This is a genomic window from Isoptericola chiayiensis, from assembly GCF_013149805.1.
GTDB lineage: Bacteria > Actinomycetota > Actinomycetes > Actinomycetales > Cellulomonadaceae > Isoptericola > Isoptericola chiayiensis.
This window is the reverse complement of the sequence record NZ_JABEZT010000003.1, coordinates 153,488-176,955: the sequence shown is the minus strand read 5'-3', so window position 1 is coordinate 176,955 and position 23,468 is coordinate 153,488. Positions and strand designations below refer to the sequence as shown.

Sequence of the window (23,468 nt, the reverse complement as noted above, 5' to 3'; positions counted from 1 at the left end):
TCTCCGGGTGCGCAGCACCCGGGGACCGCGTCAGGAGTGGCGGGCGAGGAACCGCCGCATCACGGGCGCCACCTCGTCGAGCGCGCTCTCGAGCAGGAAGTGCCCGCCGTCGAGCAGGTGGATCTCCGGGTCGTGGGCGTGGCGGCGGAACGCCTCGGCGCCCGCGGGCCCGAAGATCTCGTCGTTCGCGCCCCAGACAGCGAGGACCGGGACCCGGGAGTCGCGCAGGTACTCGTGCAGGGCCGGGTAGAGCCGGACATTGGTGACGTAGTCGCGGAAGAGCGCGAGCTGGGCCCGGTCGTTTCCGGGCCGGGCGACCAGCGCGGCGTCGTGCCGCCAGGTGTCCGGGCTCACCACGGCCGGGTCGGGCACACCGTGGGTGTACTGCCACCGGATGGCCTCCTCACCCAGGGCCGGTCGCAACGCGGCCTCGGTCTCGGCGCTCGGCTCGGCGGCGTAGGCCCACACGTCCGACCAGAACCCCTCGACGAAGCCCTCCTCGTACGCGTTGCCGTTCTGACTGACGACGGCCCACACCCGGTCGGGGTCCGCCAGCGCGAGCCGCCAGCCGATCGGGGCCCCGTAGTCCTGGACGTAGATCGCGAAGGTATCGACGCCGAGCGCGTCGAGGAACTTCGCGGTGTGCGCGGCCAGGGCGTCGAAGGTGTACCCGAACTCGTCCGCCGACGGCGCGTCGGACAGCCCGAACCCGATGTGGTCGGGCGCGACCACGTGGAACTCGTCCGCCAGCTCGGGGATGAGGTGGCGGAACATGAACGAGCTGGTGGGGTAGCCATGCAGCAGCACGACGGTCGGAGCCTCGGGGTCGCCCGCCTCCCGGTAGAAGACTCGCAGCCCCTCGATGTCCACGAAGCGGTGGTAGGTGCTCACCACGACGATCTCCTGTCTAAAATGGTTTCGGTGGTTAGGTCAGTAGACCACGCCACACCTAACTGTTCAATATGCTTGAGGGGGTTAGACACTCGTGACGAACGACGACCACGGCGATGCGCTGCTCGCGCTGCTGAACTCCACACCCGTCACGGACGGCGTCGCCGAGGACCTGATGGCCGACCCGGCCTACGCGGCAGGCCTCGCGCGACGCTTCGGCGGGGAGGGGACGGCGAGCGAGGTGCACGAGCTGGCGCGAGCCCGGGACGGCCTGCAGGACGTCGCGCGCACGGGCACGGTCGGGGTCGAGCTGGACCAGATCCTTCATGACGTCGCGCAGGCGCCGTCGCCGCTCACCCCGGACGGCCTGCACTGGCACCTCGCCGGCCCTGCCGCGGCGCTGCCGGCGGCGCGCGCGATCATCGCGTGGTCCGACCTCGTCACCCGTCGACCCGGCAGGCTCCGCCCGTGCGGGAACCCCGACTGCCGGCGGTTCCTCGTCGACCGGTCCAAGGGCAACACGGGGCGATGGTGCTCCATGGCCACCTGCGGCAACCGCATGAAGGCGCGGCGCCACTACTCGCGACAGCACGCCGCCGCCGAGCCCGAGGGGCGAGACCGGGACGAGCCGCGTCGGACCTCTTGAGGCGGAGACGACGCGCGGCGCTCCCCGGGACGGCGGCGAGCCGGCGGGGGCCGCGCGTCACGACGCGGCGAAGTCCTCCGGGCGCGTGTGCAGCTTTGCGGCGATCCTGGCCAGCGCCCGCTGGTCGGTGACGGTCAACGGGTCGAGGACGTGCTCGCGGACCGAGCGCAGGTGTGCGGGCGCTGCCTCGACGACCTTCGCGTACCCCTCGTCGGTGAGGGCCGCGATCGTCCGGCGACCGTCGTCGGGGTCGGGATACCGGCGGGCCCAGCCCCGCGCCTCGAACCGGCGCATCACGTTGGAGAGCCGGGACAGCGAGCCGTTGGTGAGGTAGGCCAGCTCGCTCATCACCAGGCAGCGATCGTCCGCCTCCGACATGTGGCTCAGCGTCAGGTACTCGAAGAGGGTGAGGCCGGCGGCGCGCTGCACGGCCGACTCGAGGCGGCCCGGGAGCAGGAGCATCAGCGAGACCGCGCCCGTCCACGCCTCCTTCTCGCTCGGCGAGAGCCAACGCACGTCATCGGCGGCAGGCTCGACCTGCAGGTCACCGGTCGGTTCTGCCATGGCACCGACTCTAGCAGCGAGAATCACTTTACGCATGAACTGACGCGTGATAGTTTCAGTTCACGCGTAAAGTGAACTACCCAGGAGTCCTCATGACCACGCCCCAGTTCTTCAACACGCCCGGCTACGGCGACATGTTGCGCGAGAAGCTCCACTACGAGCAGGCCGTGCGGATCGGCGACACCATCCACCTCTCCGGCCAGGGAGGATGGGACGACGAGTTCCGGTTCCCGGAGAACCTCGAGGAGGAGATCGTCCGGGCGTTCGACAACGTCGAGAGGACGCTCGCCCTGGCAGGCGCCGGCTGGCCCGACGTCGTCGCCGTCGACAGCTTCCACGTCCCGGCCGCCGCCGACGAGATCGGCGACGAGCACACCGCGGTGATGACCGACCAGTTCCGACGCCGGATGGGCGACCGAGCGCCCGTGTGGACCGAGGTGGGCGTCGCCGCCCTCGGCGCCGTCGGGATGCGGGTCGAGATCCGGGTCACCGCGATCGCGCCTCCCCGCACCGACTCCTGAACCACACCTCTAGCGACGGAAGGAGGATGCGATGCGCATCCTGATCACCGCGGTCCGCGGCAAGACCGGATCGGCGCTCGCCGAGCGCCTGGCGTCGCGCGACGACATCGAGCTCCGGGGCGGCAGCAGCGACCCGAGGCTCGTCGACGCGCGAGGTGTCGTCCCGGTCGACTTCTCGTGGGACCGGCCGGACCGCTGGCCGGCCGCGAGCGCCGACGTCGACGCCGTCTTCGTCGTCGTCCCGCTCCGCGCGGACGCCCCCGCCCTCGTCGCCTCGTATCTCGCGACGACACCACCGACCACGCACGTCGTGCTGCTCTCCGAACGTGACCCGGAGCGGTCCGGTACCCAGGGCTGGTCGGCGCGCGTGGAGCACTCCGTCCGGACCAGCGGTCGCTCATGGACGCTGCTGCGGCCCGGATGGTTCATGCAGGTCATGTCCGACCCACGGTTCCTCCGTGACGAGATCGCCGGCGGACGCTTCGGGTTCCCGCACCCGGGTGCGTCGGTGGCATGGATCGACACCCGTGACATCGCGGAGGTCGCCGAGCTCGCCCTGCTCGACCGTCGGCACGTCGGCAGGACCTACGAGCTGTCCGGGCCGGAGTCGTTTCCCCCGGCCCGCGTCGCCAAGATCCTGTCGGAGGCGATGGACCGCCCGGTCTCGTACGTCGAACCAGGGGACGGAGAAGCGCTCGACGGCACCAGCGGCTTCGAGCGGGAGCTCACGGCGCTCACGTACGAGCGCGTCCGCGACGGCCACTTTGCCGTCGTCACCGACGCGGTGCCGCGCCTCACCGGGAAGCCCGCGCGCTCCCTCCAGGCGTTCATCGCCGAGGCGGCAGCCGCCGGGGTCTGGGAGACCGCCTGACAGGATCGCGCGCCAGGGCGCGGTCACCGTCCGTCAGCCGGCACCGCACCCTGCCCCGCCCGGCTGTCGCCCGCCTCGGCCGCCGCGGCGTCGAGCAGGACGACGGCGGCGCGGCGGGCCTGCGGCACGACGTCGCGGTCCCGGGTGATCGCCGCGACGGTCTGCGCGCCCTCGACCAGGAGCGTGACCTGCAGCGCGACGCCGTCGGCCAGACCCGCGCGACGAACCAGGTCCCGCACGTAGCTGTGGAACGACTCCTTCTGCGCCCGGACCTTCTCCGACACCCGGGGCGAGGTCGCGCCGAGCTCGCCGAACGAGTTGATGAAGGCGCAGCCGCGGAAGTCGTCCTGGCGGAACCAGGAGTTCAGGAAGTCGAAGACGGAGAGCAGCTGCTCCCGAGGCGTCTGCGCCCCCGCGGCGGCCCGGTCGACACCGCTCCACCACATCGCGGTGCGATGGTCCAGCACGGCGGCGACCAGCAGGTCCTTGGACGGGAAGAGCCCGTAGATGCGCTTGAGCGACGAGCCGGCCTCGGCGCGCACGGCGTCCATCCCGACGTTCTGGATACCTCGGGCGTAGTACAGCCGGTCGGCGGCGGCGACGATCGTCGCGCGCACCGCCTGGTCGTCAGAGCTCGCCATGCAGATCACCTCACCCGGGAACAGAACGGCCGTTCTCCAGGTTACCGTCCGCATGGAGAACGCCCGTTCTCCACCGTCCGGAGGGAACGCCACCATGGGCTACATCACCGTCAGCCGCGAGAACAGCACCGACGTCGAGATCTCCTACGAGGACCACGGCACCGGCCAGCCCGTCGTCCTCATCCACGGCTACCCGCTCGACGGCACCAGCTGGGAGCTGCAGGCCCGCGAGCTCCTCGCCGCCGGGTACCGCGTCATCACCTACGACCGCCGCGGATTCGGCCGGTCGAGCAAGGTCGGCACCGGGTACGACTACGACACCTTCGCCGCGGACCTCGACACCCTGCTCGAGACCCTCGACCTGCGCGACGTCGTCCTCGTCGGGTTCTCCATGGGCACCGGCGAGCTCGCGCGGTACGTCAAGAACCACGGTCACGACCGGGTCGCCAAGCTGGCGTTCCTCGCCTCGCTCGAGCCGTTCCTCGTCCAGCGGGACGACAACCCGGACGGCGTGCCGCAGTCGGTCTTCGACGGGATCGTCGAGGCCGCCCGCTCCGACCGCTACGCCTGGTTCACGCAGTTCTACCAGGACTTCTACAACCTCGACGAGACCCTCGGCAGCCGGATCTCGGAGGAGGTCGTCCGGGCCAACTGGATCACCGCCGTCGGATCCGCGCCCGTCGCGGCCTACGCCGTCGTCCCCAGCTGGATCGAGGACTTCCGGCCCGACGTCGAGGCCGTCCGCGCCGCGGCCAAGCCGACCCTCATCCTGCACGGGACCAAGGACAACATCCTGCCGATCGACGCCACCGGGCGACGGTTCCGCGACGCCCTGCCCGAGGCGCAGTACGTCGAGATCGAGGGAGCGCCCCACGGCCTGCTCTGGACGCACGCGTCCGAGGTCAACGAGGCGCTGCTCGGATTCGTCCGCTCCTGAGACCAGGCACGAGAACGCGCACGTCCCGGCCGGGTGACCACCCGGCCGGGACTCGTGCGTCCACCCCGGGCGACGCAGGAAACCTGCCGTCCGGCACCCCGCTCAGAGCTGGTGGCGCACCCCCGCCGAGCGGGCGATGCCCTCGACCTGCTCCTCGAGGTCGTCGCGCAGCGGCTTGAGGCCGGCGCCGCGGCGCAGCACCGGCAGGCGGACCGGGTGGTCGACCTCCTCGAGGACGAACCCGAGCGCGGCGTACAGCGCCATCGCAGCCAGGACCAGGCCGAGGACGCCGGCGGTCGTCTCCCACCCGCCGGAGCCGGTGAACTCCGAGATGCCGGTGACCGCGAAGCGGACGCCGGAGCCGATCATGACGGCGGCGGCCACCACCTTGCCGCCGGCCGCCGTCGCGGGGACCACCATGGCCAGCGCCGCGGTCATCAGGAGCACGCCCAGCGCCGGACTCGACGACCCGGGCGGCGAGGTGAGCGTGGACACGGCGAGCATCGCCCACACCCCCGACACCACCGCCATCCCCGTGCCGGCGATGGGGTCCCGGGCACCGAACCCGATGATCGCCGCCAGCAGCTGCAGCGGGACGGTGAGCACCAGGACGGCGAGCGCAACCGTGCTCTCCTCGGACGTGCTGAGGATGCCGAGCTGCAGGCAGCTGAACCCCACGGTGGCCACCGCGAGGGCCATGAACCCCAGCGGCAGCGGGTTGCCCGTCGGCCGCAGCACGATGCGGGTCATCTCCAGCTGCTCGCTGCGCGGTCGGTCCTCGTGCCTGGGTTCGCTCATCGGACCACACAACACCCCTCGTCCGGTGCGGACAACCGGGGCCGACGGCGGGCCGCAGTTTCGCGCTCCGGCCGGTTCGCCGGATGATCGAGGGGTGAGCACCTCCTCCGGTCCGTCCGCCGCCCCGCCGCGGCGCCGCCGTCGTGCCCTGTGGTGGTGGATCGGCGCGGTCGTCGTGCTGCTCGTCGCGGGGGGCGTCGTCGTCGCGGCCGAGCTCGAGCACCGCGCGTGGGTCGAGGCCCAGGCGGAGTACGACGCCGAGGTCGCCCGCCTGGACGCCCAGGCCGAGGACTCCCGCGCCGAGGCCGAGGAAGCCTACGTGGCGAGCCACGAGACGCTCGTCGCCGCGATCGACGACGGCAGGCCGGTCCTACGGGCCAGCAAGGGTCAGGTGGACGACCCGGCGGTCCGCCGCGACCTGCGCACGGCGCTGACCGACGCCGAGGCGCTGCGCGACACCGAGGTCTCCTACCCGGTCACCACCCGCACGGTCGAGGAGGTCACCCGCCCGCACCCATTCCTCGCCGAGACGCTGCCGCAGGTCCAGATCGAGCTCGTCGAGGCGGCAGAACCCGCGCCGGCCGACCTCGACGCCGCGGCGGCCGACGTCGCCAAAGCGACCGCCGTCGTCGAGCAGGCCCGCCGCGAGTGGTCCCTGGCCGCGCTGGAACCCGCCGTCGTCGAGGGGCGCGACGCCGCCACCGACCTGGACGGTCAGGTCGACGCCGCTGCAGTGGCACCGCTGCAGGACGCCGTCGCCCGGGCCGAGGAGGTGCTCGACGCCGGGCCGGACGCCGTCGACCCCGACGAAGCCGTGGCCCTGCGCGACACCCTGCTGACCACCACCGAGGACCTGTGGAGCGACCGGCTGGACCAGATCGTCACCGAACGACGCCGCGCGGCACGGGCCGACGGCGTCGACTGCCGCGTCGACCGGTGCGTGGCGCTGACCTTCGACGACGGACCCGTGGCCGAGACCGAACGCCTGCTGCGCATCCTGGAACGCAAGGACGCGCCCGCCACGTTCTTCATGGTCGGGGACAACGTCGCCAAGAACCCGGACATCGCCCGGGCCGTGGCCGACGCCGGACACCTGGTCGCCAACCACACGTGGAACCACCCGCAGCTCACCACGCTCGACGACGCCACGGTGCGCGACGAGCTGCGCCGCACCTCCGACGCGATCCGCGAGGCCACCGGGACCGCGCCGTTCCTGCTGCGGCCGCCCTACGGCGACGTCGACGCCCGGGTCCGGGCGCTCGCCACCCGCACCGGGCTCGACGTCATGACCTGGAACCTCGACACGCTCGACTGGCAGACGCGCGACGCGAAGGAGACGCGCCAGGCGGTGCGACGCAACGTGGAGCCGGGCAGCAACATCCTCCTGCACGACATCCACAGCACGACCGTCGACGCCGTCGGCAAGATCATCGAGGACCTGCGCGACGAGGACTACGTGCTCGTCACGGCGGACCTGCTCGTCGACGACGAGGACTGACGCCGGCACCGACGGCGTCGGGCCCGGCGGCCCGGCCCGGGCGGACCAGCCGGGCCGTCGTCGGCCTCAGGAGCGCGCGTGCGTGCGCGGCTCCACGATCGGGTCCGAGGCCTCGTCCTTCGCGGCACCCGGCTGCGCGCCGGGCGCTCCCAGGTCCGCCTCGGCGCGCACGAGCTCCTCGATCTGCTTGCCGGTGTCGGCGTCGACGCGCTTCCAGTAGTCGAACGCCCGCTCCAGCACGTCGCCCTTCACCCCGCCCAGCAGGTGCCCGGCGACGGTCTTGACGAACGCGGCGCGCTGCTCGTCGTTCCACACGTCACGCACCAGCGCGCCCGCCTGCGAGAAGTCGTCGTCGTTCTCCCGCAGCGTGTACGCCTGCCGGACCATCGGGCCGTCGGACTCCCACGAGGTGTCGACGACGCCGGTCTCGTCGGCGTAGCCGCGCCCGAACGAGTTGGGCGCGTACACCGGGTCGTCGCCCCGGTGCTCGTACGCCATCGGACCGTCCTGGGTGTAGGAGTTGGTCTCCACGTGCGGACGGTTGACGGGCAACTGCAGGTAGTTGGGCCCGATGCGGTGCCGGTGGGTGTCCGCGTACGCGAACGCCCGGCCCAGCAGCATCTTGTCCGGGCTGAACCCGATGCCGGGCACCAGCGCGGACGGTTCGAACGCTGCCTGCTCGATCTGCGCGAAGAAGTTGTCCGGGTTCTTGTTCAGCGTCATCGTGCCGACCTTGATCAACGGGTAGTCGCTGTGCGGCCAGATCTTCGTCAGGTCGAACGGGTTGGTGGGATAGGTCATCGCCTGCTCGTACGGCATCACCTGCACGGACAGCGTCCAGGACGGGAAGTCTCCGCGGTCGATGGCGTCCGACAGGTCACGGCGGTGGAAGTCCGCGTCCTCCCCCGCGATCCGGGTGGCGTCCTCGTCGGTCAGGCCCTCCACCCCCTGGTTCGAGTGGAAGTGGTACTTGACCCAGAACTTCTCCCCCGCGGCGTTGACCCACAGGTAGGTGTGCGAGCCGTACCCGTTCATGTGCCGGTACGTCTTCGGGATGCCCCGGTCGCCCATGAGGTAGGTGACCTGATGGGCGGACTCCGGGTTCAGCGACCAGAAGTCCCACTGCATGTTGTTGTCCCGCAGGCCCGTGCCGCCGCGGCGCTTCTGGCTGCGGATGAAGTGCGGGAACTTCATTGTGTCCCGGATGAAGAAGATCGGGGTGTTGTTGCCGACCAGGTCGTAGTTGCCCTCGTCCGTGTAGAACTTCAGGGCGAAGCCGCGCGGGTCGCGCCACGTGTCGGGCGAGCCCTGCTCGCCGGCCACCGTGGAGAAGCGCGCCAGCATCTCGGTGCGCACGCCGGGCTGGAACAGGCCGGCCTTCGTGTACGCCGAGACGTCCTCGGTGGTCTCGAAGACGCCGAACGCGCCCGAGCCCTTCGCGTGGACGTTGCGCTCCGGGATGCGCTCACGGTTGAAGTGCGCCATCTGGTTGATCAGGTGCACGTCGTGCAGCACGATCGCGCCGTCGGCACCGATTGTCAGGCTGTTGCGGTCGCTGAGTGCCGGGGCCCCGGTGTCGGTCGTGGAGCCCTGCCCGGCCTCGGCCGAGGGTTCTGTCTTGATCGAGGTGCCGTCGTGGGGCTGGGGGGTCTCGGACATCGGTGCGTGCCTCCTCGTCGTCGGCGGGCACCGGTTCGCGGCGCCTCGGGGACGCCCACCAGTCTGCGCGCGGCGTCCCGGGCCCGCGACCGGGGCAACGATCCTGCAGGTCAGCAAGGTTCCGGCCTCCCTAGGGAGGGTCCGAGAACGCATCGAGCGTGCCGGGTTCTTCCCGACCGGCCCGTGGTGAGGAAGAACCCGGCACGCTCGTCGCGCGCAACGGGGCGTCAGGCGATGAGGCCTGCGGTCTGGGTGCGGGCGCGCTCGAGGCGGGCGGCGACGTCGGCCCAGTTGGCGATGTTCCAGAACGCCTTGACGTACTCGGCCTTGACGTTGAGGTAGTCGAGGTAGAAGGCGTGCTCCCACATGTCGAGCATGAGCAGCGGGGTGATGCCGACGGGGACGTTGGCCTGCTGGTCGAAGAGCTGGAAGATCAGCAGCTTCTGGCCGAGGGAGTCCCAGCCGAGCACGGCCCAGCCGGAGCCCTGGATGCCGGTGGCGGTGGCGGCGAAGTGGGCCTGGAACGCGGCGAAGGAGCCGAACTGGTCCTTGATGGCCTCGGCCAGCTCGCCGGTGGGCTCGCCGCCGCCCTCGGGGGACAGGTTGTGCCAGAAGATGGTGTGGTTGGTGTGCCCGCCGAGGTTGAACGCGAGGTTCTTCTCGTGCAGGTTCACCGCCGCGAGGTCGCCCGACTCGCGCGCCTCGGCCAGCTTGTCCAGCGCGGTGTTGGCGCCCGCGACGTAGGTGGCGTGGTGCTTGTCGTGGTGCAGCTCCATGATCTTGCCGCTGATGTGCGGCTCGAGCGCGCTGTAGTCGTAGGGCAGGTCGGGCAGCGTGTAGACGGTCATCGCGAGTCCTTCGGGTCGGAGGGACGGATCTTCTCGAACGTAGGACCTCGACCCCGCTCGAGGTCAACGGAGACCCGCGTCACACCCGGGACCGGCCGTCGCGGTCAGGCTCGGGGTCGGGACCACCGGACGTCTCCGGGTCGGGGATCTCGTCGGGGGTGTAGCCGGGCAGCCGACTCGCCGGCAGGATGGCGGTGGCGCTCACCCCGGCGAGGATCAGCAGCCCGAGCCGGAGCGTGTCGAGCCGCGTCTCCTCGTTGACCTCGACGGCGGCCTCGACCTGCTCGGGCGTGGCGTCGGTGTCCTCCAGGACCCCGCGCAGCTCGTCGTTGCTGACGAAGTTCACGGCGTCCAGGTCGACCTGCGCCACGAGCGACGGCGGGATCTCGACGTGCTCGACGACGGCGCGGCCCACGTTGAACGACAGCAGCGTCACCAGCAGGGCCCCGGCGATCGCGGTGCCGACCGCCGAGGCGAGGTTCTGCGTCGTGCCCCGGATCGAACCGACGTCGCCGGCACGCGACGTCGGTGCGGCGGTCACCAGCACGTTGAACACCAGGGTGACCAGCGCACCCTGCCCGACGCCGAAGACGAACAGACCCAGGATCGTCGGCAGCGTCTCCCAGTTGTTCGTCACGACGAACGAGAGCCAGAGCAGCGCGGCGGTGGTCAGCACGAAGCCGAACACCCCGATGGTCCTCGGCGGGTAGCGCCGGTAGAACCGCACCACGAGCGTCGCGGTGACGAACACCGTGAGGTTGAACGGCATCATCGCGAGCGCCGTGTCGAACGGGGTGCGGCCCTGCACGATCTGGATGTACAGCGGCACCGTGAAGTTCAGGGCGCCCTCGAGGGCGACGATGATGAACATCGCGTACACCGCCGCCCGCTCCCGCGGCGAGGCCAGCACGCTCAGGTCCACGAGAGGCACCTCGCCGGCCGCCATGCGTCGCCGGGTCCACCAGAAGAACGTCTGGCCGAGGACGACGCCGCACAGCACGAGCACCGGTGCCGGCGAGACGCCGCCGACGTCGAACGGCGCGTCCGGCGTGGCGTAGAACAGCCCCCAGGTGTTGAGGTTGTTGAACCCGAGCGTGAGCAGCATGACCGCGACGCCGATGAGGACGGCGGCAACGACGTCGATGTGCACGTCCGCGTTGCCGCCGTCGGACCGCAGGGTGAAGCTGAAGGCCAGCACCGCGACCGCCAGCAGCAGCACGATGCCGAACACGGGCCGCCACCCGACCAGCGTGCCGAGGGCACCGCCGAGGAAGAACGCGGACACCCCGGAGATGGCGCGTGCCGACCCGAGCGCACCGATCGCCGTCGCCTGCTGCGCACCGCGGTAGTTCTCCGCGATGAGCGCCACGAGCGCCGGCACGATGATCGCCGCCGAGGCCCCCGCGAGCGACTGCCCCGCGATCGCCCATCCCACCGTCGGGGAGAGGATCATCAGCAGCGCCGAGACGCCGAACGTGACCACCACGACGCGGAAGACGAGCACCCAGCCGACCCGCTGGCCGATCTTGGCGCCGGTCATGACCAGCGCTGCCACGACCAGGCCGTAGACGACGATCGTGGAGCTCACCACGGTGGGCGGGACGCCGAAGTCCTCGACCATGCCGCCCAGCGAGACGGGCAGCGCCGCGACGTTGAAGGACATGAGGACCTGGGCGAGGAAGAGGCACACCATCGGCAGCCAGGAGCGTCGCTCCTCGGTGGCGGGCGCCGTCGCGGCGGGTTCCGGTGCGGTCACCGGTCGTCCTTCGTCAGCTCGGCGGGGGGGACGTCGCGCTCCGGCACGCGGGCGGCGGAGGCGAAGACGTTGAGACCCAGGGCGCGGGACAGGTAGCCGGTGGCGCGCTGGCCGCGGACGCTGTTGCCCGCCGGGTCGAGTCGCGGGGAGAACGTGCCGATGGCGCCCTTGCCGGGGGCGACGGCGACGATGCCGCCCGACACCCCGGACTTGGCGGGCAACCCGATCTCGAAGAGCCACTCCCCCGACCGCTCGTACATCCCCGTCGACGCGAGGACCGCGAGGGTGTCCCGGCAGACCTGGCCCGAGACCACCCGGTCGCCGGTGAGCGGGTTGACCCCGCCGTCGGCGAGCGTGGCACCCATGACCGCGAGATCCCGCGCCGTGACCAGCAGCGAGCACTGCCGGGTGTAGACGTCGACGACACCCAGCGGGTCGAGGTCGATGCGCCCGTAGCTCTGCAGCAGCCGGGCGATCGCCTTGTTGCGCATGTTGGTGGCGGACTCCGAGCGGTACACCTCGCCGTCGAGCGCGAGCTGGCGCCCCGCGAACCGGGACAGCCCGGTGCGGACGTTCTCCCACTGCTCGGCGAACGAGCTGCCCGGCATCATCGCCGTAGTGGCGAGCGCCCCGGCGTTGACCATCGGGTTCATCGGATGGCCCTCGTTGAGCTCGAGCGCCATCACCGAGCTGAACCCCAGGCCCGTGTTGTTCACCCCGACGCGCTCCCGCACGGCCTCGTGCCCGAGCGCCTCGCACACGAGGGCGTAGACGAACGCCTTCGAGATGGACTGCACGGAGAAGTCGACGCCGGTGTCCCCCGCCTCGTGGATGCCCCCGGAGGTCTCCGCGACGCACACCCCGAACGCGCCCGGGTCGGCGTCCGCCAGCACCGGGATGTAGGTGGCCACGACCCCCTCGTCGTGCGACCGGTACCGGTCGTGAACCACGTGCACCAGCTCGTCCACCAGGCCCCAGCCCGGCAACGAACCGGTGGAGACCGCCTGCTCGACCTCGCCGATCACCGTCTTCACGTCGACCCCCACGCGCTCTGCACCCCGGGCAGTCGCGATGCTTCCACGCCTCGGCCCGGACCGCAGGCCGAACGTGCAGGCCAGACGTCCGCCGGTCCCGCCGGCCGTCAGCCCTTCGCGGTCGCCACGAACGGCGCGGTGCGCGGGTACATGTCCTGCTCGACGACGTCGACGAGGAACACGCCGAGGTCGGCACGGCGGATCGACGTGGAGCGGGTCGAGCGGTGCGCGTCGTGCTCGAGCCGGCCGGTGGGCTCGCCGTCGACCAGGCGCGGGGGACGCACCAGCGTCCAGTCGAGCCCCGAGTCGGCCCAGACTGCGTACTCGGCGGGCTTGTCCTTGACGACGGCGCCGCCGAGCGTGGGGATCAGCCAGCTGATCGCCCTGTCCTTGCCGGCCTTCAGGTCGCCCGGCACGTCGATGCCCGCGCCACTGACTCCGGCGAACCGCCGGGGCCCCGAGACGGCCATCAGCGCGACGAGCTCCCGCGCGGTGCGGGTGTGCAGGTCGCGCTCCTTGGAGGTGGGGCCCAGCGCGGAGACGACGGCGTCGGCACCGGTGAGCAGGTCGGCCAGCGCGGACGTGTCGGTGGACTCCCCGACGACGGCGCGCACCCGGTCGCGGTGCGTGGCGTCCAGCCGGGCCGGGTCACGGACCAGGACGGTCACGTCGTGCCCACGCTCGAGCGCGATCGTCAGGGCGTGCCGGCCAGTGCGGCCGGTGGCTCCGATCAGGGCGAGGTGCATCAGAGTTCCTCCGGGTCGGTGGTGTCGGCGGGCGCGGACCCCGGCGTCCCCGGGATCCAGGCGCGGCGCTCGCGGTGGGCGACCTCGGCGAGGTCGACGGGTTCGCGGCCGAGCACGGTGCGCACGTCGTCGCTGAGCCCGGCGGCGAGGCCGAGCCGCGCGGTGGTGTAGATCGCGGTGGTCACGGCGACCATCGGCCACGGCATGCCGAGCCGGCGCCGGGCGTGCCGGGCGTAGCGCAGCATGCCGGGGCGGGTGTAGCGGATCGGCCGTCCCAGCTCGTCCGTGAGGATCTGCGCGACCTGCTCGTACGTCAGCGAGCGGGGGCCGGTGACCGTCCAGGCGGCGCCGGCGTGGCCCGCACGGTCGATCAGGGCGGCCGCCGCGACCGCACCGACGTCGTCCGCGTCGACGAACGCCGTCGCGCCGCCGCCGGCCGGGACGACGATCTCGTCGCGGTCGCGGACGTCCGCCGCGTGCGTGGTGGACAGGTTCTGGGAGAAGAACGAGGCGCGGACGAATGTCCAGTCCAGGCCGGACCCGCGCAGCCACGACTCGACGGTGGCGTGCGGGACCACCTTGTTGCGCTCGGCGCCCTGCAGGGACAGGAAGACGACGTGCTCCACCCCGGCGGCGCGGGCGGCGGCGACGGCGGGCAGCAGGTCGCGGCGCACGTTGCCGAGCGCCGGGGGCCGGACGAGGAAGATCGACCGGACGCCGTCGAACGCGTCCGACCACGTCCCGGGGTCGGTGAAGTCGAACGTGACCTCGTCGTACGCCTCGGGGTTCGCCCGGCGGACGGCGCGACGCAGCGGCTCGCCGTGCGCCCGCAGCTCGCGCGCCACGACGGCTCCGACGTTTTTCGTCGCACCCGTCACCAGGATCATGCATGTATCGCACATGTATGCCGGACCGCCGTGGAGACCTCGAGACCGTCGACCGTGCGCTGGTGGACCTGCGCCGCTTCCTCGCCGCCCCCGACGTGCTGGACGACGCCGGCCGCCGCCTCGAGCTGTCCACGCTGCTCGTGCTCGACGGGCTCCCCGCCGGGGGGCAGAGCATCGGCGAGATCGCGGCCCGCCTCGACGTCGCGCACTCCACGGCCAGCCGGTTCGTCACCCGGGCCGGACGTGCCGGCGTCGTGCGCCGCTCCCCCGCCCCCGACGACCCCCGCCGGACCGTCGTCGCCCCGACCGAGGCCGGCACCGCGCTCGCCCGACGAGCGACCGCGCACCGTCTCGAACGGCTCCGGGCACTGCTCGACGGGTGGGACGACGGCGACGTCGCGGACCTCGCACGACTCCTCGGCCGGTTCGCCCGGGAGCACGCGGAGGATCACGACCGCGCGCGGCGGTGAGGTCCGGCGCGTCGCCCGTACCGGGCCAGCAGGTGCCACACCTGCTTCAGGGTGCGGGCATCCACGTCGGCGCGTCGCCACGGGCCGAGCCGTGCCGGGGTGAGCTCACCGCCGCCGGCGATCCGCTCCGCGAGCGCGACCGGTGCCGCGCCGCGGTAGTCGGGGTCGAACGCCGTCAGCGCGGCCAGGTAGCCCGGGTGCCACTCGACGGGGCAGCGCAGGCGTCGCGCCGCGTGGGCGACCGGCGTCCCGCGGTACGACGGGTCGAGCACCACCGCCTCGACGTGGTCGGCGACCACCACCCCGCCGTGCACGTGCGCCTCGACGTAGCGGTCCAGCGGATCCGGGCGCGGCTCGGCGAGCAGTCGCGCGGCCAGGTCGAACCGGTCCGCCGTCCCGACGTGCCGCGGCGCGTGGGCGCTGTCCGGGTAGGCGAAGGTCATCCGAGCCAGCAGGTGCGCCCGCAGCCGCAGGTAGGCGGATCCGAAGCGCGGCGCAGCACCGTAGGGGTCGCCGTCGAGCAGCAGCGCGCCGTACCGCGGCCGCCCGGCCGCGGGACCGTCGTCGTACACACCGCCGAAGAGGCGGCTCTCCCACCGCCAGCGGTCGCCGCCCGGGTAGGCGGTGAGCCCCCCGTTGGAGGTCCCCGTCTCGAACTGGGACCGGTAGACGCCGTGCTCGGCCAGCGCCTCCATCACGGTGCCGTCACCCGCCGGGGCGTCCGGGTGGAAGTGCAGCACCACGCGGGACGACGGCGGCACCGGGCCACCGCGCGACCGGTCGCGCACGTGCGCGACGGCGGCCGGCCACGCACCCTCGGTCGTCATGGCTCCGAGCATGGCACGGCGCCGACGCCGGCCGGCGGACCGGGCGGTACGGTCGGGTCCCATGACGGACGAGGACAGCACGCCGGACTCCGAGGCCGGACTGGGCATGTGGATCGCGATGGGCGTGGTCTTCGGCAGTGCCGCGGGCGTCGTCGTCGGGGCCGTCGTCGGCAACGTGGGGCTGGGTGTCGCGCTCGGGCCGTCGCTCGGCATGCTGGTCGCCGTGGTGGCCTGGAGCCTGCGGCACGCCCACGACGACGAGGCCTGACGGGGCGGCCGGCCGGTCGCCGTCCACCCTTCCGGCGCGCCCGTGACCTTACCGTGACATCTGCGGGTCGGAGGGATAGGGTCCAGGCAGCCCACGACGACCGCGGGCCGTCCGGTGCGGGCGCCGAGCCCTGTCACCGCCCCGGACCACCATCGACGCAGACGACAGGGACGGGGGACCCACTCACGGGCACCACGGTGTCCTCGGGGTGAAGCCGCGCAGCAGCCCTGCCGGCCGGGTCAGTCTCCGACCCGAACCCGACAGCTAACCTCGCAGGCGCCAGGAGATGCCGATGCCAGCGCGCACCACGGGCCACCACCCCGCGCTCTCGCGGCCCCAGGCCGCACACTCCGCCGCGACGGGTCGTCGATGAAGCACGCCCGGCACGCGGCCGACCCCGCGCCGACCGCACCTCGCACCACCCGCAGCCGCACCACCGCCAAGCACGCCGGACGGCACGTCGCCGGTCCGGCACCGCGGCAGCGACGCAGCGGACCCACCTGGTCCTCGCTGGCGCCGAAGAGCTGGCCCGTGAGCCTCGGTGTCGGCCTCGCCGTCACGATGGCGACCACCACCGGGCTGTCCGTGGCCTCCGGGACCACCGGCGTCCCGCACTCCGCGACGCCGGACACCTCGGCGTCCGGCATCCGGGCCACGCCCGAGCCCGCCGACTCCGGCACCGCGCTCGGTACCGAGGCCAGCACCGAACGGCGCTCCGAGCTCGTCGCCGAACGCAGCCAGGCCGCCTCCCGCAGCGGCGAGCGCAGCGCCCGGACCGCCCCCGGTTCTGCCGGACTGGTCGTCGCCGACGACGCGGCCATCCCGTCCGAGGACATCGCCGTCGACGTCGAGTCCGCACCCGAGCCGCCCGTCCTGCCCGGCTGCGACGGTGAGGCGACCGGGGCCGGCACCAACGGCAACATCTCCAGCACCGAGATGTGCTCGCTGTGGGACGGCGGCCCCATGGTCCGCGCGGACGCCGCCGTGGCCCTCGCCCGGCTCAACGAGGCCTACGTCGCCGCGTTCGGCGAGGCCATGTGCGTCACCGACGGCTACCGCAGCTACAGCCAGCAGGTCGCCGCGCGAGCCGCCAAGGGGTCGCTCGTGGCGCCGCCCGGAACCTCCAACCACGGCTGGGGTCTCGCCGTCGACCTGTGCCCCGAGACCTACACCGGCGACCGCTACGACTGGCTCGCCCAGCACGGGCCCACCTACGGCTGGGACAACCCGGCCTGGGCGCGCCCGGGCGGCTCCAAGTACGAGCCCTGGCACTGGGAGTTCACCGCGGCCGTCGAGGCGGCCGGCGGGGTGTCCTGACCGAGCGGTCGTCCGGCACGCTCACGATCCGCAGTCGCCACCCGACGACCGCGGCGACGATCGCCAGGCACAGCCACGCGAGCCCGGCGACGAGCGCGTCGTGGGCGCCCACGAGCCGCTCGACCGCCAGCAGGTTCCCGCTCTCCGCGCCGCCGAACATCGTCGAGACGTACCAGCGGTTGCCCCACCGGAAGCCGTCCGCGATGGCGAGCCCGGCCGCCACGACGGCGACGATCCGGGCGGTCGTGCGGAGTCTGCTGGGAGCCACAGGGTGAGGATAGCCAGGCCCCTCGAGGGCGGACATGCTATTCGGAACGGGCCTTGCTTGCACATTGCTATCATCGGTGGCATGGCCACCCTCTATATCCGCGACGTCCCTCCACAGGTCTCGGAGACGCTCAAGCGACGCGCGGCCGCGTCCGGCCTGTCCCTGTCGGCCTACGTCTCCGCAGAGCTGTCGCGGCTCGCGGAGCGCCCGACGAACGCCGAGGTCGTCGAACGCCTCCGTGCTCGTGACCGGTCGGCCGGGCCGTCGTCGCAGGAGGTCGTCGAGGCTCTCCACACCGGTCGCCGATGATCGTCGTCGACGCCTCGGCGATGGTGGAGGCCCTGGTGGGCCGCGACGCCGCCGCGAGTCTGCTCGACGCGCTGGACGACGCCGTGTGCGCGCCCCACCTGCTGGACGTCGAGGTGCTCTCCGTGCTGCGCGGACTCACCCTGTCCGGAAAGCTCACCACCGACATGGCCGACCAGGCACGAGGCGACTTCTTCACCCTGGCGATCGAGCGATACCCGACGGACGCGCTCGCCGATCGCATCTGGGGGCTGCGGTACCACTTCACCGCTTGCGACGCCGCCTACCTCGCTCTCGGCGAGGCCACGGGAGCCCCCGTCATCACCTGCGACAGCAAGCTCGCCGCGCCCGGCCACGACGCTCAGGTCGTGGTCGTCCCGCCGAGCCGCTGATCCGTCGCCACGCCAGCCCCCTCGGTCATCCCGAACACGAGCTGGGGCACCCCGTCGACGTCGAACCGGCGCACCGCGATCTCGTAGACCGGTTCCAGCACCTCCGGGACCAGCACCTCGTCCGGCACTCCGGCGGCGACCACGTGCCCGGCGGAGAGCAGGACCAGCTCGTCGCAGTACCGGGCCGCCAGGTTGAGGTCGTGCAGCACGGCGACGGTGGTCAGCGGCAGGCCGTGCACCAGCGCCAGGATCTCGTGCTGGTAGCGCACGTCGAGGTGGTTGGTCGGCTCGTCGAGCAGCAGGTGGCTGGAGCCCTGGGCGAGCGCCCGGGCGATGAGCACCCGCTGGCGTTCCCCGCCCGAGAGGTCGTCGACGTGCCGGTGGGCGAGGTGCGCCACCCCGGCGCGGGCCATCGCCTCGCGGGCCGCCTGCTCGTCCGGCGCCACGGCGCTCCAGGGTGAGGCGGGACCCGTCGAGGGAGGCGGCCACATCGCCGTCGAACGCGGGGAACGTGCTGCGGAAGCGGCACAGGGCGAGCAGGCGCTGCACCAGCGGGGTGGCCAGCGCGGCGTCGACCTCGGCGTGCGTGTAGTGGTGGCGGTTGACGTCCCGCCCCACGCCGGTGCGCTCCAGGAGCTCGACGTCGTTCTGGCCCGCGAGCAGCCCGACGTAGTAGACCTGCGCGATCCCCGGCGTGAAGAGCTGGATCGCCCGTGCGGCGAGGTACCGGGCGTCGTCGCGGCCGAGCGCGTCGTAGAAGGTGGAGTTCACCTGGTACAGGTCCAGGTTCGACGCCGCTGCCCCGGTCGCGCGCGCCGAGGCGCCACCGGTGCGTGCGTGGATCCCCTCCACGAGCGCGTCGATCTGCTCGGGCGTGAGGAGCCCCGGGCGCTCGGGCTCGCCCGGCGGGGTGGTCTGGTCCGGGCCGACGTCGATCACCCCGATGCCGTCGTGGGTGTCGAGCACCGTGACCGCGTTGCGGGGTCGCTCGCGCAGCCAGTCCACCAGCGCCGCGCCGTCGCCGGTGTACGGGGCGTGCAGCACCAGCGGCGGCAGGGCGAAGTCGTAGACGAGGTCGACCGCGCGGGCGATCTCGACCTGGCGCCGGTAGTACGAGTGCACCTCGACCAGCAGGTCGACCCCGCGCTCGCGCGCCTGCGCGGCGAAGCCCGCGATGAAGTCGAATGTCTCGGGCGTCATGAAACAGGTGGTGCCCGGCGTCTTGACCGCGTAGCCGACGGCGTCGAGACGGACGAGACGCACGCCCGCCCGCGCGGCGGCGTCGAGGATCGAGGTCAGGTACTCACGGCCCGGCTCCGAGGAGACGTCGACGTCGATCCGTTGGGGCGTGAACGTCGTCCACACGTAGCGCAGCCGGTCCCCGAGGCGGATCGCCGTGAACGGGAGCCCGGGCCGGGGCCGGTAGATGCGGGCGAGCTCCTCCTCCCGCGCACCGTCGGGGAACACCGACGACATCGTCAGGAACATCGGCGCCCACGGCGAGGCGTCTCCGCGGGCCACGACGTCGCGGAACGTGGCCGAGTCCGCGGACACGTGGTTGACGACGAGGTCGACCATCACGTCGTGCGTGCGGGCCAGGTCGCGCACGTCGTCCCACGTGCCCAGCCGTGGGTCGACGGCGGTGTGGTCGACCGGATCGAAGCCCGCGTCCGCGCCGTCGAACGGCGTGTAGAACGGCAGCACGTGCACGCCGCCGAACGCGCCGGCGACCTCGTCACGACGCAGGAAGTCGGCGAGCCCGCGCAGGTCACCACCGAGGCGGTCCGCGTACGCGATGAGCTGGACCTGCTCCTGCGCGACCATGCGCTTGCCCTCCCCGGGTCGACCCCCGCTGTTCCCGCCATGATGCGACGGCGGCCGGGACCCTGCTCGTCGTGCAGCCCCCTGTGCGGGTCACACGCACGCTGCCAGACTGGAGGGGTCGACCCCCCTCCGGGACGGCCGGCAGCGAGCGCGACGGAGCCGCGCTGCACGCATGTCAGGAGATGTCCGATGAACTGCTTCGAATGTGCCACCGAGCACCAGGCCACCACCCCGGCGGTCACGGTCTGTTCGCAGTGCGGAGCCGCCTCGTGCACCCGGCACACCCGGGTCGCGCACGCGCACGAGGAGGTGGAGTACTCCCCCGGCGCGCCGAGCGAGACCGACCTGGGCCGGCGGATGTTCTGCACGACCTGCGCACCCGGGACGACGACGGCGGTCGTCACGTAGCCGCGTCACACGACGCCGGTCGAGCCCTCTGCGTCGTCCAGGAGACGCTCGAACCGTTCGCGCCCCGGCAGCTCGAGCAGCGGGTACCCGTGCAGGACGTGCAGGTTGCACATGGCGAGCACGTAGGCGTGCTCGAGCAGGTCGACGGTGGCCGTCCGGCCGAGCCGACGCAGCACCGTGGGGACGGCCGCGTCGGACTCCGCCCGGGCCCGCCACGCCTCGCGGTCCTCGTCGTCGTCGCCCAGCAGGTCGAGCACGGCGCGGGCACGGGAGGCCCGGTTCTCGTCGTCCTTGCGCAGGAACGCGTCGGCGATCCGGTACGGCGACTGCTGGATCTGCACGATCGCGCCCCGCTGCCCCCGCCCCGTGCGCTCGCACTCCACCCAGTTGTGCACCAGCCCGCGCTGACGCCGCTCGGTGGGCACCTGGTACATGACGCTGCTGGACCGCAGCAGGGTGAACAGCTCACCCACGAGGAACCGGCGGGCGTACCGCAGCCGCCTCCAGTGCAGGGCGGTCGTGGCGTTGACGACGACGAGCTCGTCGATGGTGCGTCCCACGACGGGCAGGTCGGGCACGCGCTCCAGGCGGGCCGCGAGACCGTCGGGCCACTGGTCGGCCAGGTTGTCGTACACGCCGCCGTCGGTGAGCAGGAAGTCCTCGGCGACACCGCCGTCCCGCGTGCCGCCGTGGAAACCGTACGGCGCGGTCTTCAGCCGCCGCGGCGTGAAGGCGCCGGGCATGCTCAGCGACGCCTGGACGGCCGTGGACAGCCGCATCCCGTTCGGCGACCCCGTCCCCAGCCGGTAGGAGTAGAGGAAACGGGGCGTGAGGTAGAGGTGCTCCGCGGACTGCAGCTCGGTCGCGCACACCACGTGGTCCAGGGACCGGCCGACGTCCTCCAGCCGCGTGGGCCTCCCGTCCCGGTGGAAGTGGGTCCGGGCCAGCGCGCGGTCGAGGACGTGCGAACGACGCTCGAACCAGCGCGCCATGAGCCCCGTCAGCACGCTCCCGATCAGCAGCGTCAGACCGGAACGCCACGACATGCCGTCGAGGAACGCGAAGACGGCACCGGCCAGCAGCGTGCCCAGGGCGACGCCGAATCCGACGAACACCGACAGCAGGTAGCCGTTGGTGGGCGGCCCCCAGAAGAAAAGGCCGGTGCCGGCGACGTGCCTCACCAGCGGTCGAATGCTCCGGTCGAAGTCGGCCGGGTCCGTGGTCGTGTAGTCGGTCTCCTGCGCCACGACGGCGTTGGTGATCGAGCCCCCGGACACCGAGGAGATCGCGGACACCTCACGGTTCTTCCCGCTGTCGACCAGGTAGAGCAGCGTGCCCAGGCTCCAGACCGTCGCGCGGTGGCCACCGCCGGAGATCGCGACCCCGATGTGCTGGTTCATCGGTCGCTCAGCCTACGCGTCGCGTCAGGGCGAGCACCGCGTGAGCTCCCCCCGCAGCCTGCACCACGCCGTCGTCGACCTCGACGCCGTCACCGAGGAGCGTCGTCGCGGCGGCTCCGGCGAGTTCCGGGACGGTGGCCCGGGCGGCCTCGCGCCGCGGGTTGACGACGACGAGATGCTCCTCGCCCCGGAGGTAGACGAACGGGTACCCGGCGTGCAGCACCCGCCGCCCCGCTCGCGGGCGGAGGGCCGGGGTGCGACGGCGGAGGTCCACCAGGTCGCGGACGTGGTGCAGCAGCGACCCCGGGTCGCCACGCTGGGCCGCCACCGTGGGACGGGCCGGGCCCGGGTCCTGCGGCAGGTACAACCGCTCGGCCGGCGCCGAGGAGAACCCGCTGTTCGGCAGGGCGTCGTCCCACTGCAACGGGGTGCGGCAGCCGGCCCGGTCGTACCCCGGGTTCCAGCGGCTCCCCTCCGTCTCCGGCGCCTCGGGCAGGTTGCGCATCCCGATCTCGTCGCCGTAGTAGATCGACGGCAACGACCCCCAGGTCAGCAGGAACGTGAAGGCCGGGCGCAGCTGGTCACCCGTGCGCGGCCCCGCGGCGAGCCGGGAGAAATCGTGGTCCGCCGTCGGCAGCACCACGAGCCGGTCCGCACCGGCCTGGCGCTCCCGCTCGCCCCACACGGCCAGGAAGGTCTCCAGCGCGCGGGTGCCCGCCGCCTCGTCGACGTCGGGGTCGAAGTAGCAGGGGGTCGCCTCCGGGTCCTGCCAGGTGAGGTGCCCGGTGGCGCCGTTGTTGAACAGCGCGCTGTGCTCCCGCTGGATGACGAGCGCGAAGTCCGCGTCGAACCCGCCGCGCAGACCGGCGTCGGCGGTGTTGTCCTCGTCGGCCTCCGGCATCAGCACGGCGTCCGGGTACCGCGCGCGCATCCAGTCGGCGATCCCCCGCCAGAGCGCCGTCGTCGCCTCGAGGCCCGGATCGTCCTTGACCAGCGAGAACGCCATGTCGACGCGGAAGCCGGCCACCCCGCGGTCCAGCCAGTACCCGATGATCTCCTGCAGCGCCTCGCGGTTGCGCGACGGCCCGGGGGCGTCAGGGGCCTGCCGCCAGGGTTCGTCCGGGTGCGGCCGGGCGTAGCCGAAGTTCAGCGCCGGCTGGGAGTCGAAGAAGTTCTTCAGGTACCAGCCCTCACGGGGGCCGGGCGACGGGACGAGCGCCGGTCCGGCGCGGTCGGCCCAGATGTACCGGTCGTCGCCCGGGTCGGCCAGGGCCGCCGCGAACCACGGGTGGTCGATCGAGGTGTGCCCGGCCACGAGGTCGAGCAGCACCCGGATGCCACGGCGTCGGGCCTCCTCGACGAGCTCGACCATGTCCGCGTTCGTCCCGTACCGCGGCGCGATCCGCAGGTAGTCGACGACGTCGTAGCCGGCGTCCCGGAACGGGGAGGCGAAGCACGGGTTGAACCAGATGACGTCCACCCCGAGCCACTCCAGGTGGTCGAGGTGGTCGACGACGCCGCGCAGGTCGCCGATGCCGTCGCCGTCCGAGTCCGCGAACGACTGCGGGTAGATCTCGTAGACGACGGCGTCGGCGAGCCATCCGGGCGTCCCACCGGTCGGATCGTCGCCACGTCGTCCCGCCTCGACCGCTGTCATGCCGAGAGCCTAGGAGCGATTGGCGCCGAGCGCG

The 23,468-nt window shown here is 72.6% G+C and carries 25 protein-coding genes, 1 pseudogene and 1 riboswitch; of the genes and pseudogenes, 10 read left to right on the top strand and 16 right to left on the bottom strand.

Features of this window, described 5'->3' with window-relative positions; genetic code table 11:
- Nucleotides 1-30 precede the first annotated feature (30 nt).
- A complete protein-coding gene (locus tag HDG68_RS07040) occupies nucleotides 31-891 on the bottom strand; it encodes an alpha/beta fold hydrolase (protein ID WP_343037470.1) in 861 nt (286 codons plus the stop codon).
- A 94-nt stretch (nucleotides 892-985) separates the two neighbouring features.
- Between HDG68_RS07040 and HDG68_RS07035 the strand changes: the two genes are divergently transcribed.
- On the top strand, nucleotides 986-1,537 hold the full coding sequence (locus HDG68_RS07035; RefSeq protein ID WP_343037469.1) for a CGNR zinc finger domain-containing protein: 552 nt from the start codon (nucleotides 986-988) through the stop codon (nucleotides 1,535-1,537).
- A gap of 57 nt (nucleotides 1,538-1,594) precedes the next feature.
- On the opposite strand, the gene HDG68_RS07030 is transcribed toward HDG68_RS07035, so the two are convergent.
- Nucleotides 1,595-2,101: a MarR family winged helix-turn-helix transcriptional regulator gene (locus HDG68_RS07030; RefSeq protein ID WP_172150611.1), complete on the bottom strand. Its 507-nt coding sequence runs from the start codon at nucleotides 2,099-2,101 to the stop codon at nucleotides 1,595-1,597.
- 92 nt (nucleotides 2,102-2,193) lie between these two features.
- Here HDG68_RS07030 and HDG68_RS07025 point away from each other — a divergent pair, with 92 nt between their 5' ends.
- Entirely contained in the window at nucleotides 2,194-2,622 is a 429-nt protein-coding gene (locus HDG68_RS07025; protein ID WP_172150609.1) for a Rid family hydrolase, read from the top strand.
- 31 nt (nucleotides 2,623-2,653) lie between these two features.
- The gene (locus HDG68_RS07020) at nucleotides 2,654-3,493 is read left to right on the top strand and encodes a Rossmann-fold NAD(P)-binding domain-containing protein (protein ID WP_172150607.1); all 840 of its coding nucleotides are present in this window, start codon (nucleotides 2,654-2,656) and stop codon (nucleotides 3,491-3,493) included.
- Between the two features lie 23 nt (nucleotides 3,494-3,516).
- Here the strand turns inward: HDG68_RS07020 and HDG68_RS07015 are convergent, their stop codons facing one another.
- Nucleotides 3,517-4,134 carry a TetR/AcrR family transcriptional regulator gene (locus tag HDG68_RS07015; protein WP_172150605.1) on the bottom strand — a complete coding sequence of 206 codons (618 nt, stop codon included), beginning with the start codon at nucleotides 4,132-4,134 and terminating at the stop codon, nucleotides 3,517-3,519.
- Nucleotides 4,135-4,228: 94 nt separating this feature from the next.
- Between HDG68_RS07015 and HDG68_RS07010 the strand changes: the two genes are divergently transcribed.
- Complete coding sequence (locus HDG68_RS07010; protein ID WP_172150603.1) at nucleotides 4,229-5,071, top strand: alpha/beta fold hydrolase; 843 nt, start codon at nucleotides 4,229-4,231, stop codon at nucleotides 5,069-5,071.
- Between the two features lie 102 nt (nucleotides 5,072-5,173).
- Here the strand turns inward: HDG68_RS07010 and HDG68_RS07005 are convergent, their stop codons facing one another.
- On the bottom strand, nucleotides 5,174-5,869 hold the full coding sequence (locus HDG68_RS07005) for a GPR1/FUN34/YaaH family transporter (protein ID WP_172150601.1): 696 nt from the start codon (nucleotides 5,867-5,869) through the stop codon (nucleotides 5,174-5,176).
- A 94-nt stretch (nucleotides 5,870-5,963) separates the two neighbouring features.
- On the opposite strand from HDG68_RS07005, the gene HDG68_RS07000 reads away from it, so the two are divergent.
- Complete coding sequence (locus HDG68_RS07000; RefSeq protein WP_172150599.1) at nucleotides 5,964-7,367, top strand: polysaccharide deacetylase family protein; 1,404 nt, start codon at nucleotides 5,964-5,966, stop codon at nucleotides 7,365-7,367.
- 66 nt (nucleotides 7,368-7,433) lie between these two features.
- On the opposite strand, the gene HDG68_RS06995 is transcribed toward HDG68_RS07000, so the two are convergent.
- The 6 genes from HDG68_RS06995 to HDG68_RS06970 all read right to left on the bottom strand — a co-directional run bounded on the left by HDG68_RS06995 (nucleotide 7,434) and on the right by HDG68_RS06970 (nucleotide 14,297).
- On the bottom strand, nucleotides 7,434-9,026 hold the full coding sequence (locus HDG68_RS06995) for a catalase (protein ID WP_172150597.1): 1,593 nt from the start codon (nucleotides 9,024-9,026) through the stop codon (nucleotides 7,434-7,436).
- A gap of 227 nt (nucleotides 9,027-9,253) precedes the next feature.
- A complete protein-coding gene (locus HDG68_RS06990; RefSeq protein WP_172150595.1) occupies nucleotides 9,254-9,874 on the bottom strand; it encodes a superoxide dismutase in 621 nt (206 codons plus the stop codon).
- A 79-nt stretch (nucleotides 9,875-9,953) separates the two neighbouring features.
- Complete coding sequence (locus HDG68_RS06985) at nucleotides 9,954-11,630, bottom strand: MFS transporter (RefSeq protein ID WP_343037468.1); 1,677 nt, start codon at nucleotides 11,628-11,630, stop codon at nucleotides 9,954-9,956.
- Nucleotides 11,627-12,676, bottom strand: coding sequence for a glutaminase A (gene glsA / locus HDG68_RS06980; protein WP_343037467.1), 1,050 nt, complete (start codon nucleotides 12,674-12,676; stop codon nucleotides 11,627-11,629). The genes HDG68_RS06985 and glsA overlap by 4 nt, the downstream gene beginning before the upstream one ends.
- Before the next feature lie 95 nt (nucleotides 12,677-12,771).
- Nucleotides 12,772-13,410: an NAD(P)-dependent oxidoreductase gene (locus HDG68_RS06975; RefSeq protein ID WP_172150593.1), complete on the bottom strand. Its 639-nt coding sequence runs from the start codon at nucleotides 13,408-13,410 to the stop codon at nucleotides 12,772-12,774.
- On the bottom strand, nucleotides 13,410-14,297 hold the full coding sequence (locus HDG68_RS06970) for an NmrA family NAD(P)-binding protein (protein ID WP_172150591.1): 888 nt from the start codon (nucleotides 14,295-14,297) through the stop codon (nucleotides 13,410-13,412). Before HDG68_RS06970 ends, HDG68_RS06975 begins: the two co-directional genes overlap by 1 nt.
- A 2-nt stretch (nucleotides 14,298-14,299) precedes the next feature.
- Between HDG68_RS06970 and HDG68_RS06965 the strand changes: the two genes are divergently transcribed.
- Nucleotides 14,300-14,767, top strand: a complete 468-nt coding sequence (locus tag HDG68_RS06965) for a MarR family winged helix-turn-helix transcriptional regulator (RefSeq protein ID WP_172150589.1) — start codon at nucleotides 14,300-14,302, stop codon at nucleotides 14,765-14,767.
- Here HDG68_RS06965 and HDG68_RS06960 read toward each other — a convergent pair.
- Complete coding sequence (locus HDG68_RS06960) at nucleotides 14,746-15,594, bottom strand: DUF3626 domain-containing protein (protein WP_172150587.1); 849 nt, start codon at nucleotides 15,592-15,594, stop codon at nucleotides 14,746-14,748. The genes HDG68_RS06965 and HDG68_RS06960 overlap by 22 nt on opposite strands.
- Nucleotides 15,595-15,655: 61 nt before the next feature.
- Between HDG68_RS06960 and HDG68_RS06955 the strand changes: the two genes are divergently transcribed.
- Nucleotides 15,656-15,862, top strand: a complete 207-nt coding sequence (locus tag HDG68_RS06955) for a hypothetical protein (RefSeq protein WP_172150585.1) — start codon at nucleotides 15,656-15,658, stop codon at nucleotides 15,860-15,862.
- Nucleotides 15,863-16,033: 171 nt separating this feature from the next.
- Nucleotides 16,034-16,135: riboswitch (cyclic di-AMP (ydaO/yuaA leader) on the top strand.
- 96 nt (nucleotides 16,136-16,231) lie between these two features.
- Nucleotides 16,232-17,179 (top strand): D-alanyl-D-alanine carboxypeptidase family protein, encoded by a 948-nt coding sequence (locus tag HDG68_RS16975; protein WP_246253695.1) that lies wholly within the window; start codon nucleotides 16,232-16,234, stop codon nucleotides 17,177-17,179.
- Here HDG68_RS16975 and HDG68_RS06945 read toward each other — a convergent pair.
- Entirely contained in the window at nucleotides 17,142-17,447 is a 306-nt protein-coding gene (locus HDG68_RS06945) for a hypothetical protein (RefSeq protein WP_172150583.1), read from the bottom strand. The genes HDG68_RS16975 and HDG68_RS06945 overlap by 38 nt on opposite strands.
- A gap of 81 nt (nucleotides 17,448-17,528) precedes the next feature.
- Here HDG68_RS06945 and HDG68_RS06940 point away from each other — a divergent pair, with 81 nt between their 5' ends.
- Together HDG68_RS06940 and HDG68_RS06935 are read left to right on the top strand one after the other, a co-directional pair.
- Entirely contained in the window at nucleotides 17,529-17,756 is a 228-nt protein-coding gene (locus HDG68_RS06940; RefSeq protein ID WP_172150581.1) for a FitA-like ribbon-helix-helix domain-containing protein, read from the top strand.
- Nucleotides 17,753-18,145, top strand: a complete 393-nt coding sequence (locus HDG68_RS06935) for a type II toxin-antitoxin system VapC family toxin (RefSeq protein ID WP_172150579.1) — start codon at nucleotides 17,753-17,755, stop codon at nucleotides 18,143-18,145. The genes HDG68_RS06940 and HDG68_RS06935 overlap by 4 nt, the downstream gene beginning before the upstream one ends.
- Here HDG68_RS06935 and HDG68_RS06930 read toward each other — a convergent pair.
- The 4 genes and pseudogenes from HDG68_RS06930 to HDG68_RS06915 all read right to left on the bottom strand — a co-directional run bounded on the left by HDG68_RS06930 (nucleotide 18,115) and on the right by HDG68_RS06915 (nucleotide 23,434).
- The gene (locus HDG68_RS06930; RefSeq protein WP_425483751.1) at nucleotides 18,115-18,591 is read right to left on the bottom strand and encodes an ABC transporter ATP-binding protein; all 477 of its coding nucleotides are present in this window, start codon (nucleotides 18,589-18,591) and stop codon (nucleotides 18,115-18,117) included. The two genes, HDG68_RS06935 and HDG68_RS06930, sit on opposite strands and share 31 nt — an antisense overlap.
- A 103-nt stretch (nucleotides 18,592-18,694) precedes the next feature.
- Nucleotides 18,695-19,969, bottom strand: a pseudogene (gene gtfA, locus HDG68_RS06925) (sucrose phosphorylase); the annotation flags it as partial.
- 413 nt (nucleotides 19,970-20,382) lie between these two features.
- Nucleotides 20,383-21,777 carry a patatin-like phospholipase family protein gene (locus HDG68_RS06920; protein ID WP_172150575.1) on the bottom strand — a complete coding sequence of 465 codons (1,395 nt, stop codon included), beginning with the start codon at nucleotides 21,775-21,777 and terminating at the stop codon, nucleotides 20,383-20,385.
- A 7-nt stretch (nucleotides 21,778-21,784) separates the two neighbouring features.
- Complete coding sequence (locus HDG68_RS06915; RefSeq protein WP_172150573.1) at nucleotides 21,785-23,434, bottom strand: alpha-amylase family glycosyl hydrolase; 1,650 nt, start codon at nucleotides 23,432-23,434, stop codon at nucleotides 21,785-21,787.
- Nucleotides 23,435-23,468 lie beyond the last annotated feature (34 nt).